At 68.0% G+C, this 18884-nt stretch carries 18 protein-coding genes and 1 riboswitch; of the genes, 12 read left to right on the forward strand and 6 right to left on the reverse strand.

Going from position 1 to position 18884, the window contains the following annotated elements:
- Nucleotides 1-13 precede the first annotated feature (13 nt).
- Nucleotides 14-463, reverse strand: a complete 450-nt coding sequence (locus BLS42_RS09285) for an acyl-CoA thioesterase (protein ID WP_090580392.1) — start codon at nucleotides 461-463, stop codon at nucleotides 14-16.
- Nucleotides 464-523: 60 nt separating this feature from the next.
- Between BLS42_RS09285 and BLS42_RS09290 the strand changes: the two genes are divergently transcribed.
- The 3 genes from BLS42_RS09290 (at nucleotide 524) to dcd (ending at nucleotide 4577) form a co-directional block, all read left to right on the forward strand.
- Nucleotides 524-2287, forward strand: a complete 1764-nt coding sequence (locus BLS42_RS09290) for a thiamine pyrophosphate-binding protein (protein WP_090579898.1) — start codon at nucleotides 524-526, stop codon at nucleotides 2285-2287.
- Nucleotides 2288-2430: 143 nt separating this feature from the next.
- Nucleotides 2431-3753 carry an MFS transporter gene (locus BLS42_RS09295; protein ID WP_218122091.1) on the forward strand — a complete coding sequence of 441 codons (1323 nt, stop codon included), beginning with the start codon at nucleotides 2431-2433 and terminating at the stop codon, nucleotides 3751-3753.
- Between the two features lie 248 nt (nucleotides 3754-4001).
- Nucleotides 4002-4577 carry a dCTP deaminase gene (gene dcd / locus BLS42_RS09300; RefSeq protein WP_090579904.1) on the forward strand — a complete coding sequence of 192 codons (576 nt, stop codon included), beginning with the start codon at nucleotides 4002-4004 and terminating at the stop codon, nucleotides 4575-4577.
- Nucleotides 4578-4631: 54 nt separating this feature from the next.
- Here the strand turns inward: dcd and BLS42_RS09305 are convergent, their stop codons facing one another.
- Genes BLS42_RS09305 through BLS42_RS09315 form a run of 3 tightly spaced genes read right to left on the reverse strand, consistent with a single transcriptional unit; the run spans nucleotide 4632 to nucleotide 7755 of the window.
- A complete protein-coding gene (locus tag BLS42_RS09305; protein WP_090579908.1) occupies nucleotides 4632-5828 on the reverse strand; it encodes a cation:proton antiporter in 1197 nt (398 codons plus the stop codon).
- A 5-nt stretch (nucleotides 5829-5833) separates the two neighbouring features.
- Nucleotides 5834-6316: a cation:proton antiporter regulatory subunit gene (locus BLS42_RS09310; RefSeq protein ID WP_090579911.1), complete on the reverse strand. Its 483-nt coding sequence runs from the start codon at nucleotides 6314-6316 to the stop codon at nucleotides 5834-5836.
- Between the two features lie 38 nt (nucleotides 6317-6354).
- Nucleotides 6355-7755: an MFS transporter gene (locus tag BLS42_RS09315; RefSeq protein ID WP_090579914.1), complete on the reverse strand. Its 1401-nt coding sequence runs from the start codon at nucleotides 7753-7755 to the stop codon at nucleotides 6355-6357.
- A 234-nt stretch (nucleotides 7756-7989) separates the two neighbouring features.
- Here BLS42_RS09315 and BLS42_RS09320 point away from each other — a divergent pair, with 234 nt between their 5' ends.
- From BLS42_RS09320 to mnhG, 6 genes are read left to right on the forward strand one after another with little or no spacing between them, the layout of a single operon-like run.
- Nucleotides 7990-10998: a Na+/H+ antiporter subunit A gene (locus BLS42_RS09320; RefSeq protein ID WP_090579917.1), complete on the forward strand. Its 3009-nt coding sequence runs from the start codon at nucleotides 7990-7992 to the stop codon at nucleotides 10996-10998.
- Nucleotides 10995-11555 (forward strand): Na(+)/H(+) antiporter subunit C, encoded by a 561-nt coding sequence (locus BLS42_RS09325; RefSeq protein WP_090579920.1) that lies wholly within the window; start codon nucleotides 10995-10997, stop codon nucleotides 11553-11555. Before BLS42_RS09320 ends, BLS42_RS09325 begins: the two co-directional genes overlap by 4 nt.
- Nucleotides 11552-13207, forward strand: a complete 1656-nt coding sequence (locus BLS42_RS09330) for a Na+/H+ antiporter subunit D (RefSeq protein WP_090579923.1) — start codon at nucleotides 11552-11554, stop codon at nucleotides 13205-13207. The genes BLS42_RS09325 and BLS42_RS09330 overlap by 4 nt, the downstream gene beginning before the upstream one ends.
- Nucleotides 13204-13749 (forward strand): Na+/H+ antiporter subunit E, encoded by a 546-nt coding sequence (locus tag BLS42_RS09335; RefSeq protein ID WP_090579926.1) that lies wholly within the window; start codon nucleotides 13204-13206, stop codon nucleotides 13747-13749. The genes BLS42_RS09330 and BLS42_RS09335 overlap by 4 nt, the downstream gene beginning before the upstream one ends.
- Nucleotides 13746-14024 carry an MrpF/PhaF family protein gene (locus BLS42_RS09340; protein WP_090579929.1) on the forward strand — a complete coding sequence of 93 codons (279 nt, stop codon included), beginning with the start codon at nucleotides 13746-13748 and terminating at the stop codon, nucleotides 14022-14024. Before BLS42_RS09335 ends, BLS42_RS09340 begins: the two co-directional genes overlap by 4 nt.
- Nucleotides 14014-14412 carry a monovalent cation/H(+) antiporter subunit G gene (gene mnhG, locus BLS42_RS09345; RefSeq protein WP_256336363.1) on the forward strand — a complete coding sequence of 133 codons (399 nt, stop codon included), beginning with the start codon at nucleotides 14014-14016 and terminating at the stop codon, nucleotides 14410-14412. Before BLS42_RS09340 ends, mnhG begins: the two co-directional genes overlap by 11 nt.
- 63 nt (nucleotides 14413-14475) lie before the next feature.
- Here the strand turns inward: mnhG and BLS42_RS09350 are convergent, their stop codons facing one another.
- Both BLS42_RS09350 and BLS42_RS09355 read right to left on the reverse strand, forming a co-directional pair.
- Nucleotides 14476-14739, reverse strand: a complete 264-nt coding sequence (locus BLS42_RS09350; RefSeq protein ID WP_090579936.1) for a DUF4235 domain-containing protein — start codon at nucleotides 14737-14739, stop codon at nucleotides 14476-14478.
- A 41-nt stretch (nucleotides 14740-14780) separates the two neighbouring features.
- Complete coding sequence (locus tag BLS42_RS09355; protein ID WP_090579938.1) at nucleotides 14781-15326, reverse strand: heme-degrading domain-containing protein; 546 nt, start codon at nucleotides 15324-15326, stop codon at nucleotides 14781-14783.
- A gap of 187 nt (nucleotides 15327-15513) precedes the next feature.
- A riboswitch (TPP riboswitch) is annotated at nucleotides 15514-15656 on the forward strand.
- A 66-nt stretch (nucleotides 15657-15722) separates the two neighbouring features.
- Here BLS42_RS09355 and BLS42_RS09360 point away from each other — a divergent pair.
- The 3 genes from BLS42_RS09360 to BLS42_RS09370 are packed head-to-tail and all read left to right on the forward strand — an operon-like array spanning nucleotide 15723 to nucleotide 18863.
- Entirely contained in the window at nucleotides 15723-16370 is a 648-nt protein-coding gene (locus tag BLS42_RS09360; protein WP_090579942.1) for an ECF transporter S component, read from the forward strand.
- A gap of 31 nt (nucleotides 16371-16401) precedes the next feature.
- Nucleotides 16402-18063, forward strand: a complete 1662-nt coding sequence (locus BLS42_RS09365; RefSeq protein ID WP_090579944.1) for an ABC transporter ATP-binding protein — start codon at nucleotides 16402-16404, stop codon at nucleotides 18061-18063.
- Nucleotides 18060-18863, forward strand: coding sequence for an energy-coupling factor transporter transmembrane component T family protein (locus tag BLS42_RS09370; RefSeq protein WP_090579946.1), 804 nt, complete (start codon nucleotides 18060-18062; stop codon nucleotides 18861-18863). Before BLS42_RS09365 ends, BLS42_RS09370 begins: the two co-directional genes overlap by 4 nt.
- The last annotated feature ends 21 nt before the right edge of the window (nucleotides 18864-18884 follow it).

An 18884-nucleotide genomic window follows, 5' to 3' on the forward strand; every position in this document is an offset into this window, starting at 1 on the left:
GTGCCGGGCGGGGCTAGACCCGCCCGGCGCCCTCGCGGCCGGTGACCTTGGCCGTCAGCTCCGCCGGCCACGGGGTGGCGGCCGTGCCGCCCTGGGCCACATGAGCGGTGACAAAGGATCCGTAGGCGGCTAGGGCGCGGGGTTCGCCGCGGAACTCCTCGCCCCACACCTCAAAGCTGAATGTCATGGACGTGCGGCCGATTTTCTCCACCACGACGGTGGTGGTGACCGGCTGGCCGAAGTACAACTTCGCCCGGTAGTTGAGCTCGTGGCGAACCCGCGGGGCCGTCGGGAAATACTCCGGCAGATCCAGGTCCCGGAACAACTTGGCCTCGCAGGCCTCAACAAAGCGGAGCACGGCCGAATTGTGCTGGTGCCCCGCGGCGTCCGTATCCACCCATTCAATGGTCCGTTCCAGAGTCGCCGTCGTGGCCGTGCAGGGAAGGGACTGGGTGGGGTTCATGGAGGCCGCCTGGAAGTTCGAAGAACTGGAAGAGTGCATTACTTAGGGGGAGGTAAGTCCATGCTAGTAGCTTCACAAGATTCGCCCGGCACGCTTGCGCAGCCGCTCGATGACCCGCAGCAAGCGGCCGGAACAGTAGCCCAGCTGGTCGGCCGGACCCTGGCGGAGCTCGGCGTCGGGCATGTCTTCGGCGTCGTCGGCAGCGGCAATTTCGAGGTGACCAACGCCCTGCGCCTGGCCGGGGTGCCCTTCACCGCCGCCCGGCACGAGGGCGGCGCTGCCACAATGGCCGACGCCTACGCCCGGATGTCCGGCCGGGTGGGCGTCGTGAGCACACACCAGGGCTGCGGGCTGAGCAATGCCGTCACCGGGATCGGGGAAGCCGCCAAGAGCCGCACGCCGTTGATCGTGCTGACGGCCGACACCCAGGCCTCCGCGGTCCGCTCCAACTTCAAAATCGACCAGGATGCGCTCGCCCGCAGCGTCGGAGCCGTGAGCGAACGGATCCATTCGCCGGCCACTGCTGTCGCGGACACCCTCCGGGCCTTCCGCACGGCCCGGAACGAACGCCGCACCGTGGTGCTGAGCCTCCCCCTCGACGTCCAGTCCGCCCCGGCCCCTGCAACCGCACAGGCTGCGGCCGCGCACCCGGCCGCTGTCGCCGAAGCCCAGCCGGTCCGCCCCGCCGCCCCCAGCGTCCGGCGCCTGGCACACCTGATCAACGCCGCGGAGCGCCCCGTCTTTGTGGCAGGCCGCGGGGCCAGGCATGCGCGGGAGGAACTGCTCAGTCTTGCCGCCCACGCCGGTGCCCTCGTGGCCACCTCCGCGGTGGCGAGCGGGTTGTTCCATGACGAAGAGTTCGCCCTCGGGATCTCGGGCGGATTCTCGTCACCACTCAGCGCCGAGCTGATCCAGGGCGCCGACCTGATCGTCGGCTGGGGCTGCGCCCTGAACATGTGGACCATGCGCCACGGCCGCCTGATCTCGGACGGGACCGCCGTGGTCCAGGTCGATGTCGAGGACTCCGCGCTTGGTGCCAACCGGCCTATCGGCCTGGGCGTGGTGGGGGATGCCGCGCTGACGGCATCGGATGTCCTCACCGAGCTGCGGACGCTCCAGCCGGCCCCCGCCCAAAGGTACCGCACCGCGCGGAACGCGACGGCCATCGCAGAACGCTCGCGCTGGAACGACGTCGAAACGCCGGACCTCTCCGGTGGCGGACGGATCGATCCGCGGGTGCTGAGCCGCGAACTGGACGCCATCCTGCCGCCGGAGAGAATCGTCTCGATCGACTCCGGCAACTTCATGGGCTATCCCAGCACCTATTTGAAGGTCCCGGACGAGTTCGGCTTCTGCTTCACTCAGGCCTTCCAGTCGATCGGCCTCGGGCTCTCCACTGCGATCGGGGCTGCGCTGGCCCGGCCGGACCGGCTGCCCGTGCTCGGCGCCGGGGACGGCGGCTTCCTGATGGGCATCAGCGAACTGGAGACCGCTGTCCGGCTGGAGCTGCCGCTCGTCTGCATCATCTACAACGACGCCGGCTACGGGGCGGAAGTCCACCACTTCGGCGCGGGAGCTGCGGACGGCGCCGGTCCCGCCGTCGACCCCGCCGTTGATCTCAGTACCGTTACCTTCCCGGATACGGACATCGCCGCGATCGCCCGGGGCTTCGGCGCCGACGCAGTGACGGTCCGCAGCGTGGCGGATCTTGAGGGGGTCCGCACCTGGGTGCGCGAGCGGCCCTCCCGCCCGCTGGTCATCGATGCCAAGATCGCGTCCGACGGCGGCGCCTGGTGGCTCGCCGAGGCGTTCAAGGGACACTGACACCGTCCGTACAATGCCTGACGATCGTTACGCAAACGATATATGCTGATTTGTTTACTGTCGGAATATAAGCGTGACACAGTGGGCACAGCATGTGAGCCACCGCACAAATCTCCTACGAAATCTCAACGAGAGGTACATCCATGACGCAGTCAATGTCGACTGAGTTGCGCAACGAGGCCACAACCCACTGGAAGGGCCACGCCGTCCTCATCCTGTGTTTCCTGGCCATCGTCTTTGATGGCTACGACCTGGTGGTCTACGGATCCACCGTCCCCACGATCCTGAAATTCCAGGAATGGGGTGTCACTCCCGCGCAGGCCGGCCTGATCGGCAGCCTCGCCCTGGTCGGCATGCTGGTCGGCACGCTCTCGGTCGGCATCCTGACAGACAAGCTGGGTCGCCGCCGCATCATGCTCGCCTGCATCGCGTGGTTCTCCATCTGCATGCTGCTCACGGCCTTCGCGCCGTCCGCCGAGGTCTTCGGCTTCCTGCGGTTCCTGACAGGCCTCGGCCTGGGTGGCATCGTGCCGACCTGCATTGCGCTGACGGTCGAATACGCCCGCAAGGAGCGCCGCCAGATCGCCAACGCCGTGATGTTCAGCGGGTACTCGGTGGGCGGCGTCGGCGCCGCGCTGCTCGCCATCAACCTCCTGCAGCACATCGACTTCCGCTGGATGTACGCCATCGGCGCCCTGCCTCTGGTCACACTGCTCCCCATCGCCTGGAAGGTCCTGCCCGAATCGGTGGCGTACCTGGCCCGCAAACAGCGGATCGAAGAAGCGAAGGCCACCGCGGACCGCTACGGCCTGGTCTACTCGGACATCGTCACTGCCGAGGACGTCAAGACTGGCGCCGAGGCGCCGAAATCGGCCATGAAGACCCTGTTCACCCGCAAGTGGGTCCGCTCCACCGTCCTGTTTGCGCTCGCGAACTTCTGCGGACTGCTGCTGGTCTACGGGCTGAACACCTGGCTCCCGCAGATCATGCGCCAGGCCGGGTTCCAGCTCGGGGATGCCCTGACGTTCCTGCTGGTCCTCAACGCCGGCGCGATAGTCGGCTCCATCAGCGCCTCCGTGCTGGCGGACAAGATCGGCATCCGCAAGGTGGTCACCGGGTCCTTCATCCTGGCCTTCGTGGCGATCCTCATGCTGAGCCTCCAGCTGCCGCTGGCGATGCTGCTCGTGATTGTCGCGTTCGCCGGCCTCGGCTCGGTGGGCACCCAGATCCTCGTGGGCGGCTACTGTGCCACCCACTACCCGCAGTCCCTGAGTGCCACCGCACTGAGCTGGTCTCTGGGAATCGGACGCATCGGCGCCATCTGCGGGCCGCTGATCGGCGGGCTGATTGCCGGAATGGCCTTCGGCTGGCAGCTCAACTTCTACATGTTCGCGGCCTTCGCCGTGATCGGGGCGATCGTAGTGTTCTCGGTGCCGAAGCTGACCGAAATAGCCCCTGCGAAGTAGCCACGGAGCAGCACACACCTCGGAGAGGCCCATACCTCTTCGGCAAAGGCCCGTCCCGCAGCAGCGCGGGGCGGGCCCCGCTGTCTCGACGCCCCGTGGCCGCGGACTTCGAAGACATCTAAGCCCGGACGGGGGAAGAGATCCACGAAGATATGCTCGCCGCGGAATGGACGGCCGAGTGAAGTCACACTCGGTGGCTGCGCCCGTCCGTGCAGCCCGGCAGGGCGCTGTGGGGTACTTTTGAACCTGTGCTGATCTCTGACCGCGACATTCGAACCGAAATCGACTCCGAGCGGATTGTCCTGGAACCGTTCGATCCCGCCATGGTCCAGCCGTCCTCCGTGGACGTCAGGATCGACAAGTTCTTTCGGCTGTTCGACAACCACAAATACGCCCACATTGACCCGGCCGAGGAGCAGCCCGAGCTGACCCGCCTGGTGGAAGTGGAGTCCGGCGAACCGTTTATCCTGCACCCGGGGGAGTTTGTTCTTGGCTCCACCTACGAGACAGTGACGCTGCCGGATGACATCGCGGCCCGCCTTGAGGGCAAGTCCTCACTTGGCCGGCTCGGCCTGCTGACGCACTCGACGGCGGGCTTCATCGATCCCGGATTCTCCGGCCACGTCACGCTGGAACTTTCCAACATGGCCACGCTGCCCATCAAGCTGTGGCCCGGCATGAAGATCGGCCAGCTGTGCTTCTTCCGGCTGTCCTCGGCCGCGGAGCACCCCTACGGTTCGGGGGAGTACGGCAACCGCTACCAGGGCCAGCGCGGCCCCACTGCCAGCCGCAGCCACCTGAATTTCCACCTCACCGACATCTAGCCCGGATAGCTAGCGCAGACATCTGGCGCCGCGATTCTCGTACCGGCGGCAGCCTTACGCCGGGCCGGAGGTCCGGAAAGCGGGCCCTCTCACGGGACGGCGCAGGAGCCGGACGATCGGCTCCACGAAGCGGGCGGCCAGTGGCCCCGCGATCGCCATGATCAGAACATAGGCGGTGGCGAGGGCTGCCAGCTCCGAGGGCACCACGCCGGAGGCAACGGCGAGGCCGGCGATGACAATCGAGAACTCGCCGCGCGCGATCAGGGCGGCCCCCGCACGGTAACGGCCGGGAATGCCAATCCCGGCCCGTTTGGCCGCCCAGAACCCGGTGATCATCTTGGTGGCTGCCGTCACAACGGCCAGCAACAGGGCCCAGCCAAGGACCGGAGGGATGGACCGGGGGTCGGTGTTGAGGCCAAAAACAACGAAGAAGATCGCCGCGAAGAGGTCGCGGAGCGGTTCCAGGACGCGGGTGGCGCTGTGGGCCGTGGCGCCGGAAATCGCGATGCCGAGCATGAACGCTCCAACGGCCGCAGAAACCTGCATGGCGGCGGCGAGCCCGGCCACAAGAAGCGCCGCGCCCAGCAGGTTCAGCAGGAAGACTTCGGAGTTCTCGCTGTGCACGGCCTTGGACACGTGGTGGCCGTGCCGCAGGGCTACCACCAGGACCAGGGTGACGACGGCCAGGGAGATGCCCACGGTCTGCAGGCCCATCAGCAGGCTGACGCCGGCCAGGGTGGCGGTCAGGACCGGCAGGTACACGGCCATGGCCAGGTCCTCGAAGACCAGGATGGAAAGGACCACCGGGGTTTCCCGGTTGCCGATCCGGCCGAGATCGGTGATCACCTTGGCCGCGATCCCGGAGGAAGAAATATAGGTGACGCCGCCCATCACCATCGCCCCCACGACGCCCCATCCCAGCATCACCGCGAGCCCTGCGCCGGGCAGGAAATTGAGCAGCAGATCCAGGATGCCGGCTTGCCAAGACCTGCGCAGCCCGGTGACGAGCTCGGCCGCCGTATATTCCAGTCCGAGCATAAGCAGGAGGAGGATCACGCCGATCTCGGCGGAAAGATGGGCAAACTCGTGCATGCCTTCGAGTTTGACGAGGCCGCCAGCCCCGAAGAACAGCCCGCCCACCAGATAGAGCGGGATGGGGGACATGCCGATCCGCCCGGCCAGCCGGGCCAGCAGGCCGAGACAGAAGACGACGGCCCCCAGCTCGATCAGGGTCAGGGCGAGCGGATCCATGCCGCTTATCCGTTGCGCAGGATGCCGGCCGCCGTGTCCAGGCCTTCTTGCGTTCCCACCGCAACCAGGAGGTCACCGGGGTGAAGGACGACGTCGGGTCCCGGGGAGGGCACGACCTCGCCTTCGCGCATGATGGCCACGATCGAGACCCCGCTGCGGGTCCGGATGCACGCCTTGCCCATCGGCTGGTTCTGGAAGGGGGACTCGGCGCTGATCGAAAACTGGCGCGTGACGATGCCGGGAATTTCCCGGTGGGCTTCCGAGAGTTTCATGGCAAGGCGCTGGCCGCCCAGGAGGTTGCCCAGAGTGGCGGCCTCGTCCGCGGTCAGCGGGATGGAGGCCTGGCAGGTGTCAGGATCGTCCCAGGTCGAGACGATGAGTTCCGTCTGGCCCTCCCGGTATTCGACTACGCCGATCCGGCGTCCGGAGGCAGTCATGAAGTCCTTGCGCCGGCCGAGGCCGGGGAGGTCCGTCTCATCCACGTTCATATCATCAGCCTAGTGCGCGAACCGGCTTTTGGGCCGTCTCAGGCCTCCGGGACCACCGCGATTGCTGTCTGGTCGGGGGCCTTGACCGGCAGGAGCACGAGCAGGCCCACGAGCAGCACCACCATGATGCCGAGGATGCCCCAGCGCTGGGCCTCACCGGTCGCCACGAAGGGGGTGGCGACGGTGATGCACAGGGTGAAAAGGGCGGGGGCGAGGAAGCTCACGGCCCGGCCCGTGGTGGCGTAGAGGCCGAAGAGCTCGCCGGATTCGCCGTGCGGGGCGAGCCGGGCGAGGTAGGCGCGGGAGGACGACTGGGCCGGTCCCACGAAGAGGCACAGCAGCAGGCCGAAAATCCAGAATGTGGTGGTCCCGGCCCAGGCCATGCCGAAGAACTCGTAGCTTCCGTTGCCGAGGACCAGGATTGCGGTGCCCGCAACCAGCAGGCCGGCGAGGGACGTGATGATCACGGCCTTCGGCCCGATCTTGTCATCCAGGAAGCCGCCGAGGATGGCGCCGACGGCGGCCACGACATTTCCGAAGATCGCGAAGAAGATGACGTCCTTGAGTTCGAAGCCAAAGGTGCCGGCCGCGATCACCCCGCCAAAGGTGAAAACTGCGGCCAGCCCGTCCCGGAAGATGGCGCTCGCGAGGAGGAAGTAGATGGTGTGCGGGCTGGTCCGGTAGATCGCCTTGATACGCCGGACGAGCAGGCCGTAGGACGCGAGGAACCCAATCCCCGCGTCCCGCTCGGAGCGTGGCAGCTCCGGCACCGCGAACAGCACGGGCAAGGCAAAGATGAAGAACCACAGGGCCGAGAACACTGCCACCAGCCGGATGTTCAGGCTGTCCACGGTGGTGGCGCCGAACCAGTCAAAGCCGGGCTGGACAAAGAGCTGGAGCACAATCAGCAGGGCCACGATGCCGCCGAGATACCCCATTCCCCAGCCGAAGCCGCTGACCTTGCCGATGTTCCGCGGGGTGGAGATCTGGGTGAGCATGGCGTTGTAGTTGACCCCGGCAAATTCGAAGAAGACGTTGCCCAGTGCTATCAGCGTGACGCCGAGGATCAGGAAGTCCGGCCGCGGGAAGACGAAGAAGCACAGCCCGGTCAGGAGTGCGACGGCGGCCGTGTTGACCCCCAGCCACAGCTTGCGCCTGCCGCCGGCGTCCGAGCGCTGCCCGGTGACCGGGGCCAGGAGGGCGACGGCCAGGCCAGCGACGGCCAGCGCGGCGCCCAGGACCGCCGAGGCCTGGTCTTCCCCGCCGAATGCCTTGGAGGTCAGGTAGACGGTGAAAACAAATGTTGTCATGACGGCGTTGAAGGCTGCCGAACCCCAGTCCCACGCGGCCCAGGCGAGGACCCGGCCCCTGTGCGTGACGGGACGTCCCGATTCCAGTTCCGAGGGGCGCATGGCCTCGGGGGCGGCGGCAGTGTTCATAGCCTGAATGGTAGCCGCCCAGGGTGTTCTCCGAGGTGAGCGTACGGAGTCTCCGGCGGGTTTTGCCGGGCATGGTCTAACTCCGGCGTTGCTTTGGCGTCGAAATGCGCAGCGGCCGGCGTCCCCGCCAAAAGAATTTGTACACGCTTGGTAAACTGTCGGCACCGAACCTAACAAATGACCCGCCTGCTCCAACTTGCTGACAATCGACTTTCTGACGTTGCGGAGACACCAGTGATCACAGTCCTTGCCGTGCACTTTGCGGTGGCTGCTGTGGCCCCGCTGCTGTTCCGAAAGTTTGGCAGGAATTCGTTCTTCGCACTGGCCGCGGTCCCCGCGGCCTCGTTTATCTGGCTGCTGCTGCAGCACGACGCAGTCTATTCGTCCGGGGCGATCACCGAAGTGGTGCCCTGGATTCCCGGGCTGCAGCTCGACCTCGCGTTCCGAATGGATGCCCTGGCCTGGGTCATGTCCCTGCTGGTGCTGGGGGTCGGTGCGCTGGTGCTGGTTTATTGCGCCCGCTACTTCGAGAACAAGGACGACTACCTCGGCGGTTTCGGCGCGCAGCTCCTGGCCTTCGCCGGTGCGATGTTCGGCCTCGTTACCGCTGATGACCTCCTGCTGATGTTCATCTTCTGGGAACTGACTACGGTGCTGTCCTACCTGCTGATCGGCTACGCCCGCACCCGGCTGTCCGCGCGTCGCTCGGCGCTGCAGGCGCTGGTGGTGACCACCGCCGGCGGGCTGGCCATGCTTGTGGGGCTCATCATCCTCGGTTCGACGGCCGGAACCTACCGGATCCAGGCCATCGTGGAGCTGGCCCCCGCCCTGATTGCCGGTCCCGCGGGCGGGGCCGTGAGTGCCGCCGTCGTCCTGATCCTGGTCGGTGCGATCACCAAATCCGCTCTGGTGCCGTTCCACTTCTGGCTCCCCGGCGCGATGGCTGCCCCCACACCCGTGAGCGCCTACCTGCACGCCGCGGCCATGGTGAAGGCAGGGATCTACCTGGTGGCCCGGCTGGCCCCCGGATTCGCGGAAACCGCGCCGTGGCTGCCGATCGTGCTCGGCCTGGGCCTGGCCACCATGCTGGTGGGCGGCTACCGGGCCCTGCGGCAGACCGACATCAAGCTCATCCTCGCCTACGGCACCGTGAGCCAGTTGGGCTTCATGACCATGGTGGTGGGCCTGGGCACCCCCGAGGCGGCGCTCGCCGGACTAGCCTTCCTCCTGGCGCACGGACTGTTCAAGGCCACGCTCTTCCTGGTGGTGGGCATCATTGACCACCAGGCCGGGACCCGGGACATCCGCGAGCTCTCCGGCGTCTACGGCTCGGCCCGGGCACTGGCGATCGTAGCGGCGATCGGCGCGGCCTCGATGGCAGGCGTACCGCCGCTGGCCGGCTACGTCGCCAAGGAATCGGTGTTCGAGGCCTTCATCCAGTACAGCTCGGAGTCCGGGACCGGGCCCTGGCTGCTGGGAGGCGTGGTCCTCGGCTCCGTCCTGACCTTCGCCTACAGCGCCCGCTTCATGTGGGGCGCCTTCGCCGTCAAGCCCGGCGTGGAGCCCACCGCCTTCAAGCCGGTCAAACCCGCCTTCCTTGCCGCGCCGGCGATCCTGAGCCTCCTCACGGTCCTTTACGGACTATGGCCCGCCCCCGTTGACGGCTGGATCCAGCCGTATGCGGAGCTCTTTGTGGACGGCCCCGAGTCCTCGCCCGGGCACCTGACACTGTGGCACGGCATTACCCCGGCCCTGGGGCTGACCGCGGTGACGTTCGTCCTGGGCCTGGCCATGTTCTACGGCCGCAACGCCGTGGCCCGGCTTCAGGCACTGGTGCCGGGCTGGATCGACAGCGACCGCGCCTACCAGTACACGATCGGCGCCCTGGACGACACCGCCGTCTGGATTACCGGCCGGACCCAGCGAGGCTCGCTGTTCTTCTACCTCTCCGTCATCCTGACCGTTGCGTTCGTCCTGCCGCTGACGGCGCTGCTGCTGGCCAACAAGCCGCTGCCGGAGGGTCTTTACTTCATAGATCCCGGTGCGCCGCTGCAACTGGTGGCCGGCGCCGGGATCGTGATCGGGGCGCTGGCCGCGGTGCGCGCCAATAAACGGTTCCTGGCCGTCCTGATGGTGTCCGTCACCGGTTACGGGATTGCCCTCATGTTCGCGCTGCAGGGGGCCCCCGACCTTGCCCTGACCCAGATGCTGGTCGAAACCATCATCCTGGTGGCGTTCGTGCTGGCCATGCGGAGCCTTCCGCCGGGGCTGCGGGACCGCACCGGCGGCAAATACCGGGTCATCCGCGTGGTGATCGGGCTGGCCTTCGGCGTCACGATGATTTTCGTGGCCATCTACGCCCTCGGCGCCCGGGTGGCACCGCCGGTCTCCCTGCAGTTCCCGCAACTGGCCTATGAGGGCGGCGGCGGCCTCAACGTCGTCAACGTGACCCTGGTGGACATCCGGGCCTGGGACACCTTTGGCGAGATTTCCGTCCTGGCCCTGGCCGCCACCGGCGTGGCCAGCCTCATCTTCGTCCGGGGCCGCGGCGACCGCATCCGGACGTCCGCGACTGTCGCGGAAGGGACCGTGGGCCGGCGGACCGGGGCCAGGGGCAGCACCAGGGATGATGCCGCCCTGGCGATGAACCGTCGGTTCGCTGCCGCCACGCGCGACGCCTGGCTGGTGGCCGGCCGGACCCTTGCGCCGGAACGCCGCTCGATCATCTTCGAGGTGGTCACCCGCCTGATCTTCCACTCGATCATCGTGTTCTCCCTCTATCTGCTCCTCGCCGGCCACAATCTGCCCGGTGGAGGCTTCGCCGGTGGCCTCACCGCCGGCCTCGCCCTGACCATCCGCTACCTGGCCGGTGGCCGCTTCGAACTCCGCGAAGCCACACCCGTCGGCGCCGGCACCCTGCTGGGGATCGGCCTGGCCACGGCGGCGGCCGCCGGAATGACGCCGCTGCTGCTGGGCGGCGAGGTGTTCCAGAGCGCCATCGTGGAGCTGTGGCTGCCGGTCTTCGGCGACATCAAGTTCGTCACCTCGACCATCTTCGACATCGGTGTGTACATCGTGGTGGTCGGACTGGCACTGGACGTGCTGCGCAGCCTCGGTGCGGAAATCGACGAGCACTTCGAAGAGCCCGCCGAACCCCCGGAAGACGAGGAGAGTGGCGGAGCCCCAGCCGAGGCCCCCGTCGAGGCCGCCGACGCGGAAACCACTTCCAAGGGGAGAACATGAGCGTCAACCTGACCCTGCTGACGGTCATGGGCGCCCTTTACGCCTGTGGCATCTACCTGATCCTTGAGCGCAGCCTCACCCGGGTCCTGCTGGGCCTGATGCTGCTGGCCAACGCCACTAACCTGCTGATCCTCGCCACCGGCGGCTACGCCGGGCTGGCGCCGATCTTTGACAAGGACACCCCGGCGGTGGACTACAACGACCCCCTGCCGCAGGCCCTGATCCTGACCTCGATCGTGATCTCCTTCGCCGTCACGGCGTTCATGCTTGGCATCATCTACCGCACCTGGGTCCTGGCCCGCCAGGATGAAATCCAGGACGACGCAGAGGACCGCCGCGTCGCAGAAACGCCGAGCTTCGATGCCGAGGACGACTCCGTGATACCGGTCGAGACTTCAGAGTTCCCGCTGGCCATGGTCGGCTCCGACGGCCCCGTACCCACAGGCACAGCCGCGGTCATGTCCGGTGGCCGCCCCGTGCGGGCCGACAAGGCCGCCTCTGAAGAACAGCCCGGTTCCCTGAACGTTGACCCCAGAAAGGAAGGAGGCGGAAAGTGAACATCACCAGCTTTGCCCCGCTCGCCGTCGTACTCCCCATCCTGGGCGCCGCCCTGACGTTCCTGCTCATCCATTACCCCCGGGCCCAGCGCGCGATCAGCATCGCCGTCCTGACCCTGACCCTGCTGCTGGAATGCTGGCTGTTGGCCTCCGTCTGGGAAGGCGGGACGGCCGCGGTGGACATCGGCGGCTGGCTGCCGCCCTGGGGCATCGTGCTGGTAGTGGATCAGTTCTCCTCGCTCATGCTCGTGGTGTCCTCGGCCGTGAGCCTTGCGGTGCTGATCTACGCAACGGGACAGGGCATGGCCGACGGCGACCGCGACGCGCCGGTCTCGATCTTCCACCCGACCTACCTAATCCTGGTTGCCGGGGTGTCCAACGCGTTCCTCTCCGGAGACCTCTTCAACCTCTACGTCGGCTTCGAGATCCTGCTGACGGCCAGCTACGTGCTCATCACCCTCGGCGGGACTGGCCCGCGCATCCGGGCCGGCGTGACCTACGTGGTGGTTTCCGTCGTGTCCTCGGTGCTGTTCCTGATCGCGATCGCCATGATCTACGGCGCCACCGGAACCATCAACATGGCGGACCTCGCCATCAAGCTCGGGGACCTTGACCAGGGCACCCGGACGCTGTTGCACGTCATGCTGCTGGTGGCCTTCGGCATCAAGGCCGCCGTCTTCCCGCTGTCCTTCTGGCTCCCTGACTCCTACCCCACTGCACCGGCCCCGGTCACCGCGGTGTTTGCCGGCCTGCTGACCAAGGTGGGCGTCTATGCGATGGTCCGCACGGAGACGCTGCTCTTCCCGGGGGATGCGCTCAACGCCCCTCTCATGGTCGCGGCGCTGCTGACCATGGTGGTGGGCATCCTCGGCGCCCTGGCCCAAAGCGACATCAAGAGGCTCTTGTCCTTCACCCTGGTCAGCCACATTGGCTACATGGTGTTCGGCCTGGCCATGTCCACGGTGGCCGGCCTGGGCGCCGCGGTGTTCTACGTGGCCCACCACATCACCATCCAGACCAGCCTGTTCCTGGTGACCGGCCTGATTGAGCGCCGCGGCGGCAGCTCGTCCATGGACCGCGTGGCCGGGCTGGCCAAACTCTCCCCGGTTTTGGGGGTCCTGTTCTTCGTTCCCGCCATGAACCTGGCCGGAATCCCGCCGTTCTCGGGTTTCCTGGGCAAGCTGGGGCTGCTTCAGGCAGGTGTAGAACTGGGCACGCCGCTGGCCTACGCCCTGGTGATCGGCGGAGTGCTGACCAGCCTGCTGACCCTGCTGGCGATCGCGAGGGTCTGGAACCGGGCGTTCTGGCGCAAGCCCGAGGACGCTGAGCACCCCGATCCGGTGCTCCTGGCGGCACCGGAGGACTCCGCCACCGGGGACCGGGCCGGGAGGACGAACGTGACCCTGCTGCCCCGCACCATGGTGGGCTCCACCCTGGGCCTGGTGGTCTTCGGCGTGGCCCTGACGGTCTTCGCCGGGCCGCTGTTCAGGGTGGCTGACCAGTCCGCCGAGGAGATGCTGGACAGGTCCCCCTACATCCACGCCGTGCTTGGCGAGGACGTGCCGGTGCCGCCGGTACCGCCAGCGGCCCAGACCGGGCCGCGCCAGCAGCAGGGCCAGCCGCAGGGCCAGCCGCAGGGCGGCGGCAAATGAACCGGAAAAGGATCTCGCTGCGTCAGGAACTGCCGCTGTTGGTGTGGCTCGTTTTTGTCTGGGGCGCGTTGTGGCAGAACTTCAGCGCAGGCAACCTCCTGTTCGGGGCCATCATCGCGGTGCTCGTGGCGCGCATTTTCTATCTGCCCCCGGTGGAGCTCGGCGGCCGCTTCAACGTGCTCCGTGCCGTGCCCTTCGCCCTCAGCTTCCTCGGAAAAGTCGTCGCGGCAAGCTTCCAGGTCCTGTACCTCGCCGTGGTCCGCGGGCCCAGCGTGGTCAGTGCAATTGTCGCCGTGCCGCTCCGGAGCCATTCCGACCTCCTGGTCACGGCCACCGGGCATGTGATCTCGCTGATTCCGGGATCCCTCGTGGTGGAGGTGGACAGGTCAACGTCCACGCTCTACATCCACGGCATCAACGTCCGCAATCCAGAGGACGCGGCCAAGCTGCGCAAGGAGGTCCGGGACACCGAGGCCGGGCTGATCAGAATCATGGGGACCAAAGACGAACTGTCCGCCCTGACACAGGAGATCGCCGCATGATGCAGACCGTCCTGACGGTGACCGCCGTCGTACTTTCCCTGGCCGCCGCGGGAGCGATCGTCCGGATCGGGCGGGGCCCCTCGCTGCTGGACCGGGTTCTCGCCGCCGACGTGCTGCTGGCCATTTTCGGTGCGGCCCTCTGCATCGACATGGCCGTGAACCGGCACCTCAACAACCTGATGCTGCTCGTTGCGATTTCCCTCATCGGCTTCGTCGGCTCGGTCACCGTGGCCCGGTTCGTGGCTGAGCGGAGGGAGAGCGTCCGTGAATCCTGAAACAGTGATCGACGCCGTCTCCGCCGTGTTCATGGTGACGGGCGCGCTCATGTCCCTCGCCGCCGCCGTCGGGCTGTTGCGGTTCCCGGACCTCATGAGCAGGATGCACGCCGCCACCAAACCGCAGGTCCTCGGCCTGTTCCTGCTGCTGGCGGCCCTTGGCCTGCAGATGCGCACCTGGTGGGTGTGGCCCGTCCTGGTGGTGGCCTGGCTCTTCCAGCTGCTCACCGTCCCAGTGTCGGCCCACATGGTGGGCCGGGCCGGCTACCGGACCAAGCACCTGCATCCGGAGCTGCTGAGCTCCGACGAGCTCGAGGCCGTAGTTCAACAGGCAGCGGGCCAGCAGGCGGCCAAGCACGGAGTGGACGACGACGAAGCCGGCCGCTGAGCGCGTTAGGTGCACTGCCCGGCGACCGGCGCCTCGACCGGCGCCGCGGCTAGTCGAGTCCGGTCAGACGATGTCCTGGGTCTTGGCGAAGCGGGTGATCGCGCGCTGGGTGCCCCGGTTGGCGAGCACCTGGATGATGGCGCTGACCGATGCGGAGATCAGGGCGAACGTCAGGGCCGAGCGCAGCGTGGTGGGGACGTCGTCCTCCTGGCCCTTGGGCGGCTTGTTGCCCGTGGACTTTTCCCACATGGTGTCCACGAGCTTGGTGCCGGCAAAGCCGGCCAGGAGGCTGATGCCGGTGCCGAGCAGCTTGATGAGGATGTTCATTCTTCGGTCTCCTTGGGACGGGAACGGGGTCTCTCCCTAGCCTAGCGTTCCGGGGTGAGGACCATTCGCAGGGCCTCGACCACGAGTTCGTGGTCGGCCTTCTGGGGCAGGCCCGAGACGGTGACGACGGCGACGGCGCCTGTGCCGCGCACGTAAATGGGGAACGCCCCGCCGTGGGCGGCGAACTCCATCTGATCCCACCAAGCGTTGTCCTCGACCCTTCCGCCGGCTGCCCGGGCCCGGAGACCCACCAGCAGGGACGGGACCTCGTACCGCACGGCGGTGCGCTTCTTGGCGTTGATCCAGCGCTCGTTGTCCGGTGTGGCGCCGTCGAGAGCGGCGTGGAAGAGCACCTGCTCGCCTTTGGTTATATCGACGGCAATGGGCAGCGAGCGTTGCCTGCCCAGCTCGACAAGGAGCAGTCCGAGGTCCAGGGCGTCGTCCTTGCTGAACGACGCGAACTGGAGCGCATCCATCTCGGCCAGCACGCGGCCGATGAGCGCCGCCAGGGATCCCTGCGGCTGCGGCTCGCTCGAGTCGGGGTCGTACTCCCCGGAGGGATCCTGTGTAGCCGGTGTGTGCGTCAAAATAATCCAGCTTTCCGGTGGGTGACGAGGCCGCCGGCTGGCGGGTCCAGGTGTCCGACACGTCGACTCTACCAAGGGGCTGTTCCCGGCCGCGGTGGCCGTCTCTGCCCGGTCCCGGATTGTGACGGCCCACCACTGAAAACCCGGCCGCCCGGGTGTAAACTGAGCCAGCCCACAAGGGCGAAACAATTTACGACAGGGGAGCGCCGCCGTCGGGCATCGCCGGAAAATCCGGGGACACCTTTGGTGGGCGCTGAGAGTGCGGACAGCCGCAGACCCTCGAACCTGATCCGGTTAGTACCGGCGCAAGGGAGTCGAGTTCTCAGGGTGCGCGGAGGGCGGCGGAAGCCGAGCCCGGCCGGAGCACCCTCCCCTCCTGTTCCTCAGGAGGACGACATGACAGATATTTCAGCACAGCATGGTTCCGCCAGCCGATCATCGGCCCGGCGCAACTACAACTGGCGTGTGGTGGACATTGTGGTGGCCGCGTTGATCGCCGTTGCCGGCGGCGTCATTTTCTGGGCCTGGTCCCAGGGCGCGAACCTTGTTTACGTCCCGCTGAACGCGCTCTACCCGCCGCTGACCGGACTCTACGCCGGCGGCTGGATGATCCCGGCGGTGCTGGGCATGCTCATCATCCGCAAGCCGGGCGCGGCGCTCTTCTGCGAAACCGTCGCGGCCACGGGCGAGCTCATCATGGGGTCGCAGTACGGCACCACGGTGCTGATCTCCGGTGTCCTGCAGGGCCTCGGCGCGGAACTCGTCTTCGCGGCCTTCCTCTACAAGAAGTTCAACCTGCCGGTGTCCCTGCTGGCCGGAGCCGGCGCGGGCCTCTTCTGCGGCCTCAACGATTCCTTCCTGCCGTGGGGCTGGAACATCGCCTACGCAGCCGGCGACAAGCTCGCCTACATCGTCTTCACCACGATCTCCGGCGCGGTGATTGCCGGCGGACTGGCCTGGCTCGCCACCCGCGGCCTGGCCAAGACCGGAGTGCTGGGTTCCTTTGCCTCCCGCAAGGCCGCGACGGAGCCCGTCTTCTCCTGAACCTTCTTATCCTGAATCCCGCAGAGAACCCATGAGATCTTCAACAGGCGTCCGGCCGGCCGCCGTCACGGCCCGCGGCTGGGGCTGGCGGCACGCCGGAAGGCCCCGGCCCGCGCTCAGTGGCCTGGACCTGGACATCCAGCCGGGGGAGCGCGTGCTCCTGCTGGGCCCCTCCGGCGCCGGCAAATCGACGCTGCTCCACGCCTTGGCCGGCGTGCTGGGCGACGGCGCGGCCGGCGCCTCGGGGCCAGCCGGCGACGCCGGCGACACGGAAGATACTGACGAGACCGGAAGCCTGCTGATCGACGGTGCCCCGCCACGGGCGCAGCGCGGCCGCGCCGGGCTTGTGCAGCAGGACCCGGAAACCCAGGTGGTGCTTTCCCGCCTCGGCGACGACGTCGCCTTCGGAGCGGAGAACCTGGCGGTACCGGCGGCGGAGATCTGGCCGCGCGTGCGCGAGGCGCTCGACGACGTCGGGCTGGGCCGGCTGCCGCTGGACCACCCCACGTCGGCCCTCTCCGGCGGACAAAAGCAGCGTCTGGCGCTCGCAGGGATCCTCGCGATGCGGCCCGGGCTGCTGCTGCTCGACGAGCCGACCGCCAACCTCGACCCCGCGGGCGTCCTGGAGGTCCGTGACGCCGTGGGCCGCTGCCTGGACAAGACCGGCGCAACCCTGGTGGTCGTGGAGCACCGGGTGGGGGTCTGGAAAGACCTGGTGGACAGGATCGTGGTGCTGCAGCCCGGATCCGCCACGGACTCCGCCGTATTGAACTCTGCGGTACTGATCGACGGGCCGCCGGACCGGGTCCTGGCCGAGGCGCGGGACATGCTCATCGGCGCGGGAGTCTGGGTGCCGGGCTACGTCCCGGCGACCCGGACGCGGCTGCCGGCACGGGACGCAGGGCAGCTCCTGCTCGCGGCCGACGGCCTCGCGGTGTCCCGCGAGCGGCCGCGGCGGGCCGGGCTGCGCGACGGCTTCCGCACGATCGCGCCGCGTCCGGTCCAGTCCGGGGTTTCGGTCCAGGTCCGCGCAGGCGAGGCCCTGACCATCACCGGACCGAACGGAGCGGGGAAGTCCGCCCTGGCGCTGACGCTGGCCGGTCTCCTGCGGCCCGTTGCCGGAACGGTCTCGGCCGCGCCGGCGCTCAGCGGTGGCGCCAGTGGTGGCGCCATAGGACACGGAAGCGGGGACGCCGGAACCGATCCGTACCGGTGGAAGGCCCAGCAGCTGATCGCCCGGATAGGCACCGTGTTCCAGGAACCCGAGCACCAGTTCGTCACCGGCAGGGTCCTGGACGAGCTCATGTTCGGCCCCCGCCACCTCGGCTATGGCGAGGACCGCGTGGACGAGCTGCTGGAGCGGCTGCGGCTGACGGAGCTCGTGGACGCCAACCCCTACACGCTCTCCGGCGGCGAGAAGCGCCGCCTTTCGGTAGCCACCGTGCTGGCGGCGCACCCGCAGGTGCTGGTCCTGGACGAGCCAACCTTCGGCCAGGATGCCAATACCTGGGCAGAACTCGCGTCGTTCCTGTCCGAACTCCTCGACGCCGGCACCGCCGTCGTCTCCGTGACGCACGACGCCGAATTCAGCGCCGTCCTCGGCGGCACCGAACTCCGCCTCCGGCCACTGGAAACGGCTGCCGCGGATGCTCCCGGCCCGGACCTTGAACTGCCGGAGGGGGCCTCACCATGAGGGACGCACTGAGCCTGCGCGGCAACCATGCGCTGCTGACCCGCGCCAACCCGCTCGCCAAGTTCACGGCGGTCACCCTGATCACGCTGGTCCTGGCGCTGTCGATTGACTGGGTCTCGGCGTCGGTGGCGCTGGCCCTCGAACTGCTGCTCCTGCCGCTGGCCGGCCTGACCCTGGCCTTGCTGTGGCAGCGCGGCTGGCCGCTGATCCTCGCGGCGGCGCTGGGCGGCTGGAGCACCGCCATCCTGGCCCCCGACGCCGGCCCCGTCCTGCTCGACGCCGGGATCTGGTCCATCAGCGCCGGCTCCCTGCAGTTGGGGATCGGCTTCATGCTCCGCGGGCTCGCGATCGCACTGCCTGCGGTGCTGCTGATGAGCTGCACTGACCCCACAGACCTGGCCGACGCCCTGGCCCAGAACGCAAAACTGCCGCACCGGTTCGTCCTGGGCACCCTGGCCGCTATGCGGCTGGTCGGGATCATGGCCGAGCAATGGCAGACAATTGGCATGGCCCGGCGGGCCCGCGGAGTGGGCTCAAGCGGCAACCCCTATCAGCGGTTCCGCGCCACACTGGGCCAGAGTTTCGGCCTGCTGGTGCAGGCGATCCGGAGCGCGTCGCGGCTTGCGGTGACCATGGAGGCCCGCGGGTTCGGCGGCGCGGCGCGGACCTGGGCCCGGCCGTCCACGTTCAGCGGAATCGACGCCTGGGTGCTGCTGGGCGGACTCGGCATCGCGGCAGCCGCCGTCGCCGCGGCCCTCGGCGCGGGCACCTGGAACCTCGTCTTCCTCACGCGCCAGTAGACGGCGCCCCAGCGCGCCGCT

The sequence above is a fragment of the Arthrobacter sp. ov407 genome (genome assembly GCF_900102895.1).
Classification (GTDB): domain Bacteria; phylum Actinomycetota; class Actinomycetes; order Actinomycetales; family Micrococcaceae; genus Arthrobacter.

Excerpts from the sequence above, each read along its gene's own strand:
- BLS42_RS09365 (WP_090579944.1), top strand. The coding sequence starts at position 16,402 with ATGAGATCTTCAACAGGCGTCCGGCCGGCCGCCGTCACGGCCCGCGGC.
- BLS42_RS09290 (WP_090579898.1), top strand. The coding sequence starts at position 524 with ATGCTAGTAGCTTCACAAGATTCGCCCGGCACGCTTGCGCAGCCGCTC.
- BLS42_RS09305 (WP_090579908.1), bottom strand. The coding sequence starts at position 5,828 with ATGGATCCGCTCGCCCTGACCCTGATCGAGCTGGGGGCCGTCGTCTTC.
- BLS42_RS09325 (WP_090579920.1), top strand. The coding sequence starts at position 10,995 with ATGAGCGTCAACCTGACCCTGCTGACGGTCATGGGCGCCCTTTACGCC.
- BLS42_RS09350 (WP_090579936.1), bottom strand. The coding sequence starts at position 14,739 with ATGAACATCCTCATCAAGCTGCTCGGCACCGGCATCAGCCTCCTGGCC.
- BLS42_RS09315 (WP_090579914.1), bottom strand. The coding sequence starts at position 7,755 with ATGAACACTGCCGCCGCCCCCGAGGCCATGCGCCCCTCGGAACTGGAA.
- BLS42_RS09295 (WP_218122091.1), top strand. The coding sequence starts at position 2,431 with ATGACGCAGTCAATGTCGACTGAGTTGCGCAACGAGGCCACAACCCAC.
- BLS42_RS09335 (WP_090579926.1), top strand. The coding sequence starts at position 13,204 with ATGAACCGGAAAAGGATCTCGCTGCGTCAGGAACTGCCGCTGTTGGTG.
- BLS42_RS09370 (WP_090579946.1), top strand. The coding sequence starts at position 18,060 with ATGAGGGACGCACTGAGCCTGCGCGGCAACCATGCGCTGCTGACCCGC.
- BLS42_RS09360 (WP_090579942.1), top strand. The coding sequence starts at position 15,723 with ATGACAGATATTTCAGCACAGCATGGTTCCGCCAGCCGATCATCGGCC.
- BLS42_RS09310 (WP_090579911.1), bottom strand. The coding sequence starts at position 6,316 with ATGAACGTGGATGAGACGGACCTCCCCGGCCTCGGCCGGCGCAAGGAC.
- BLS42_RS09340 (WP_090579929.1), top strand. The coding sequence starts at position 13,746 with ATGATGCAGACCGTCCTGACGGTGACCGCCGTCGTACTTTCCCTGGCC.
- BLS42_RS09285 (WP_090580392.1), bottom strand. The coding sequence starts at position 463 with ATGAACCCCACCCAGTCCCTTCCCTGCACGGCCACGACGGCGACTCTG.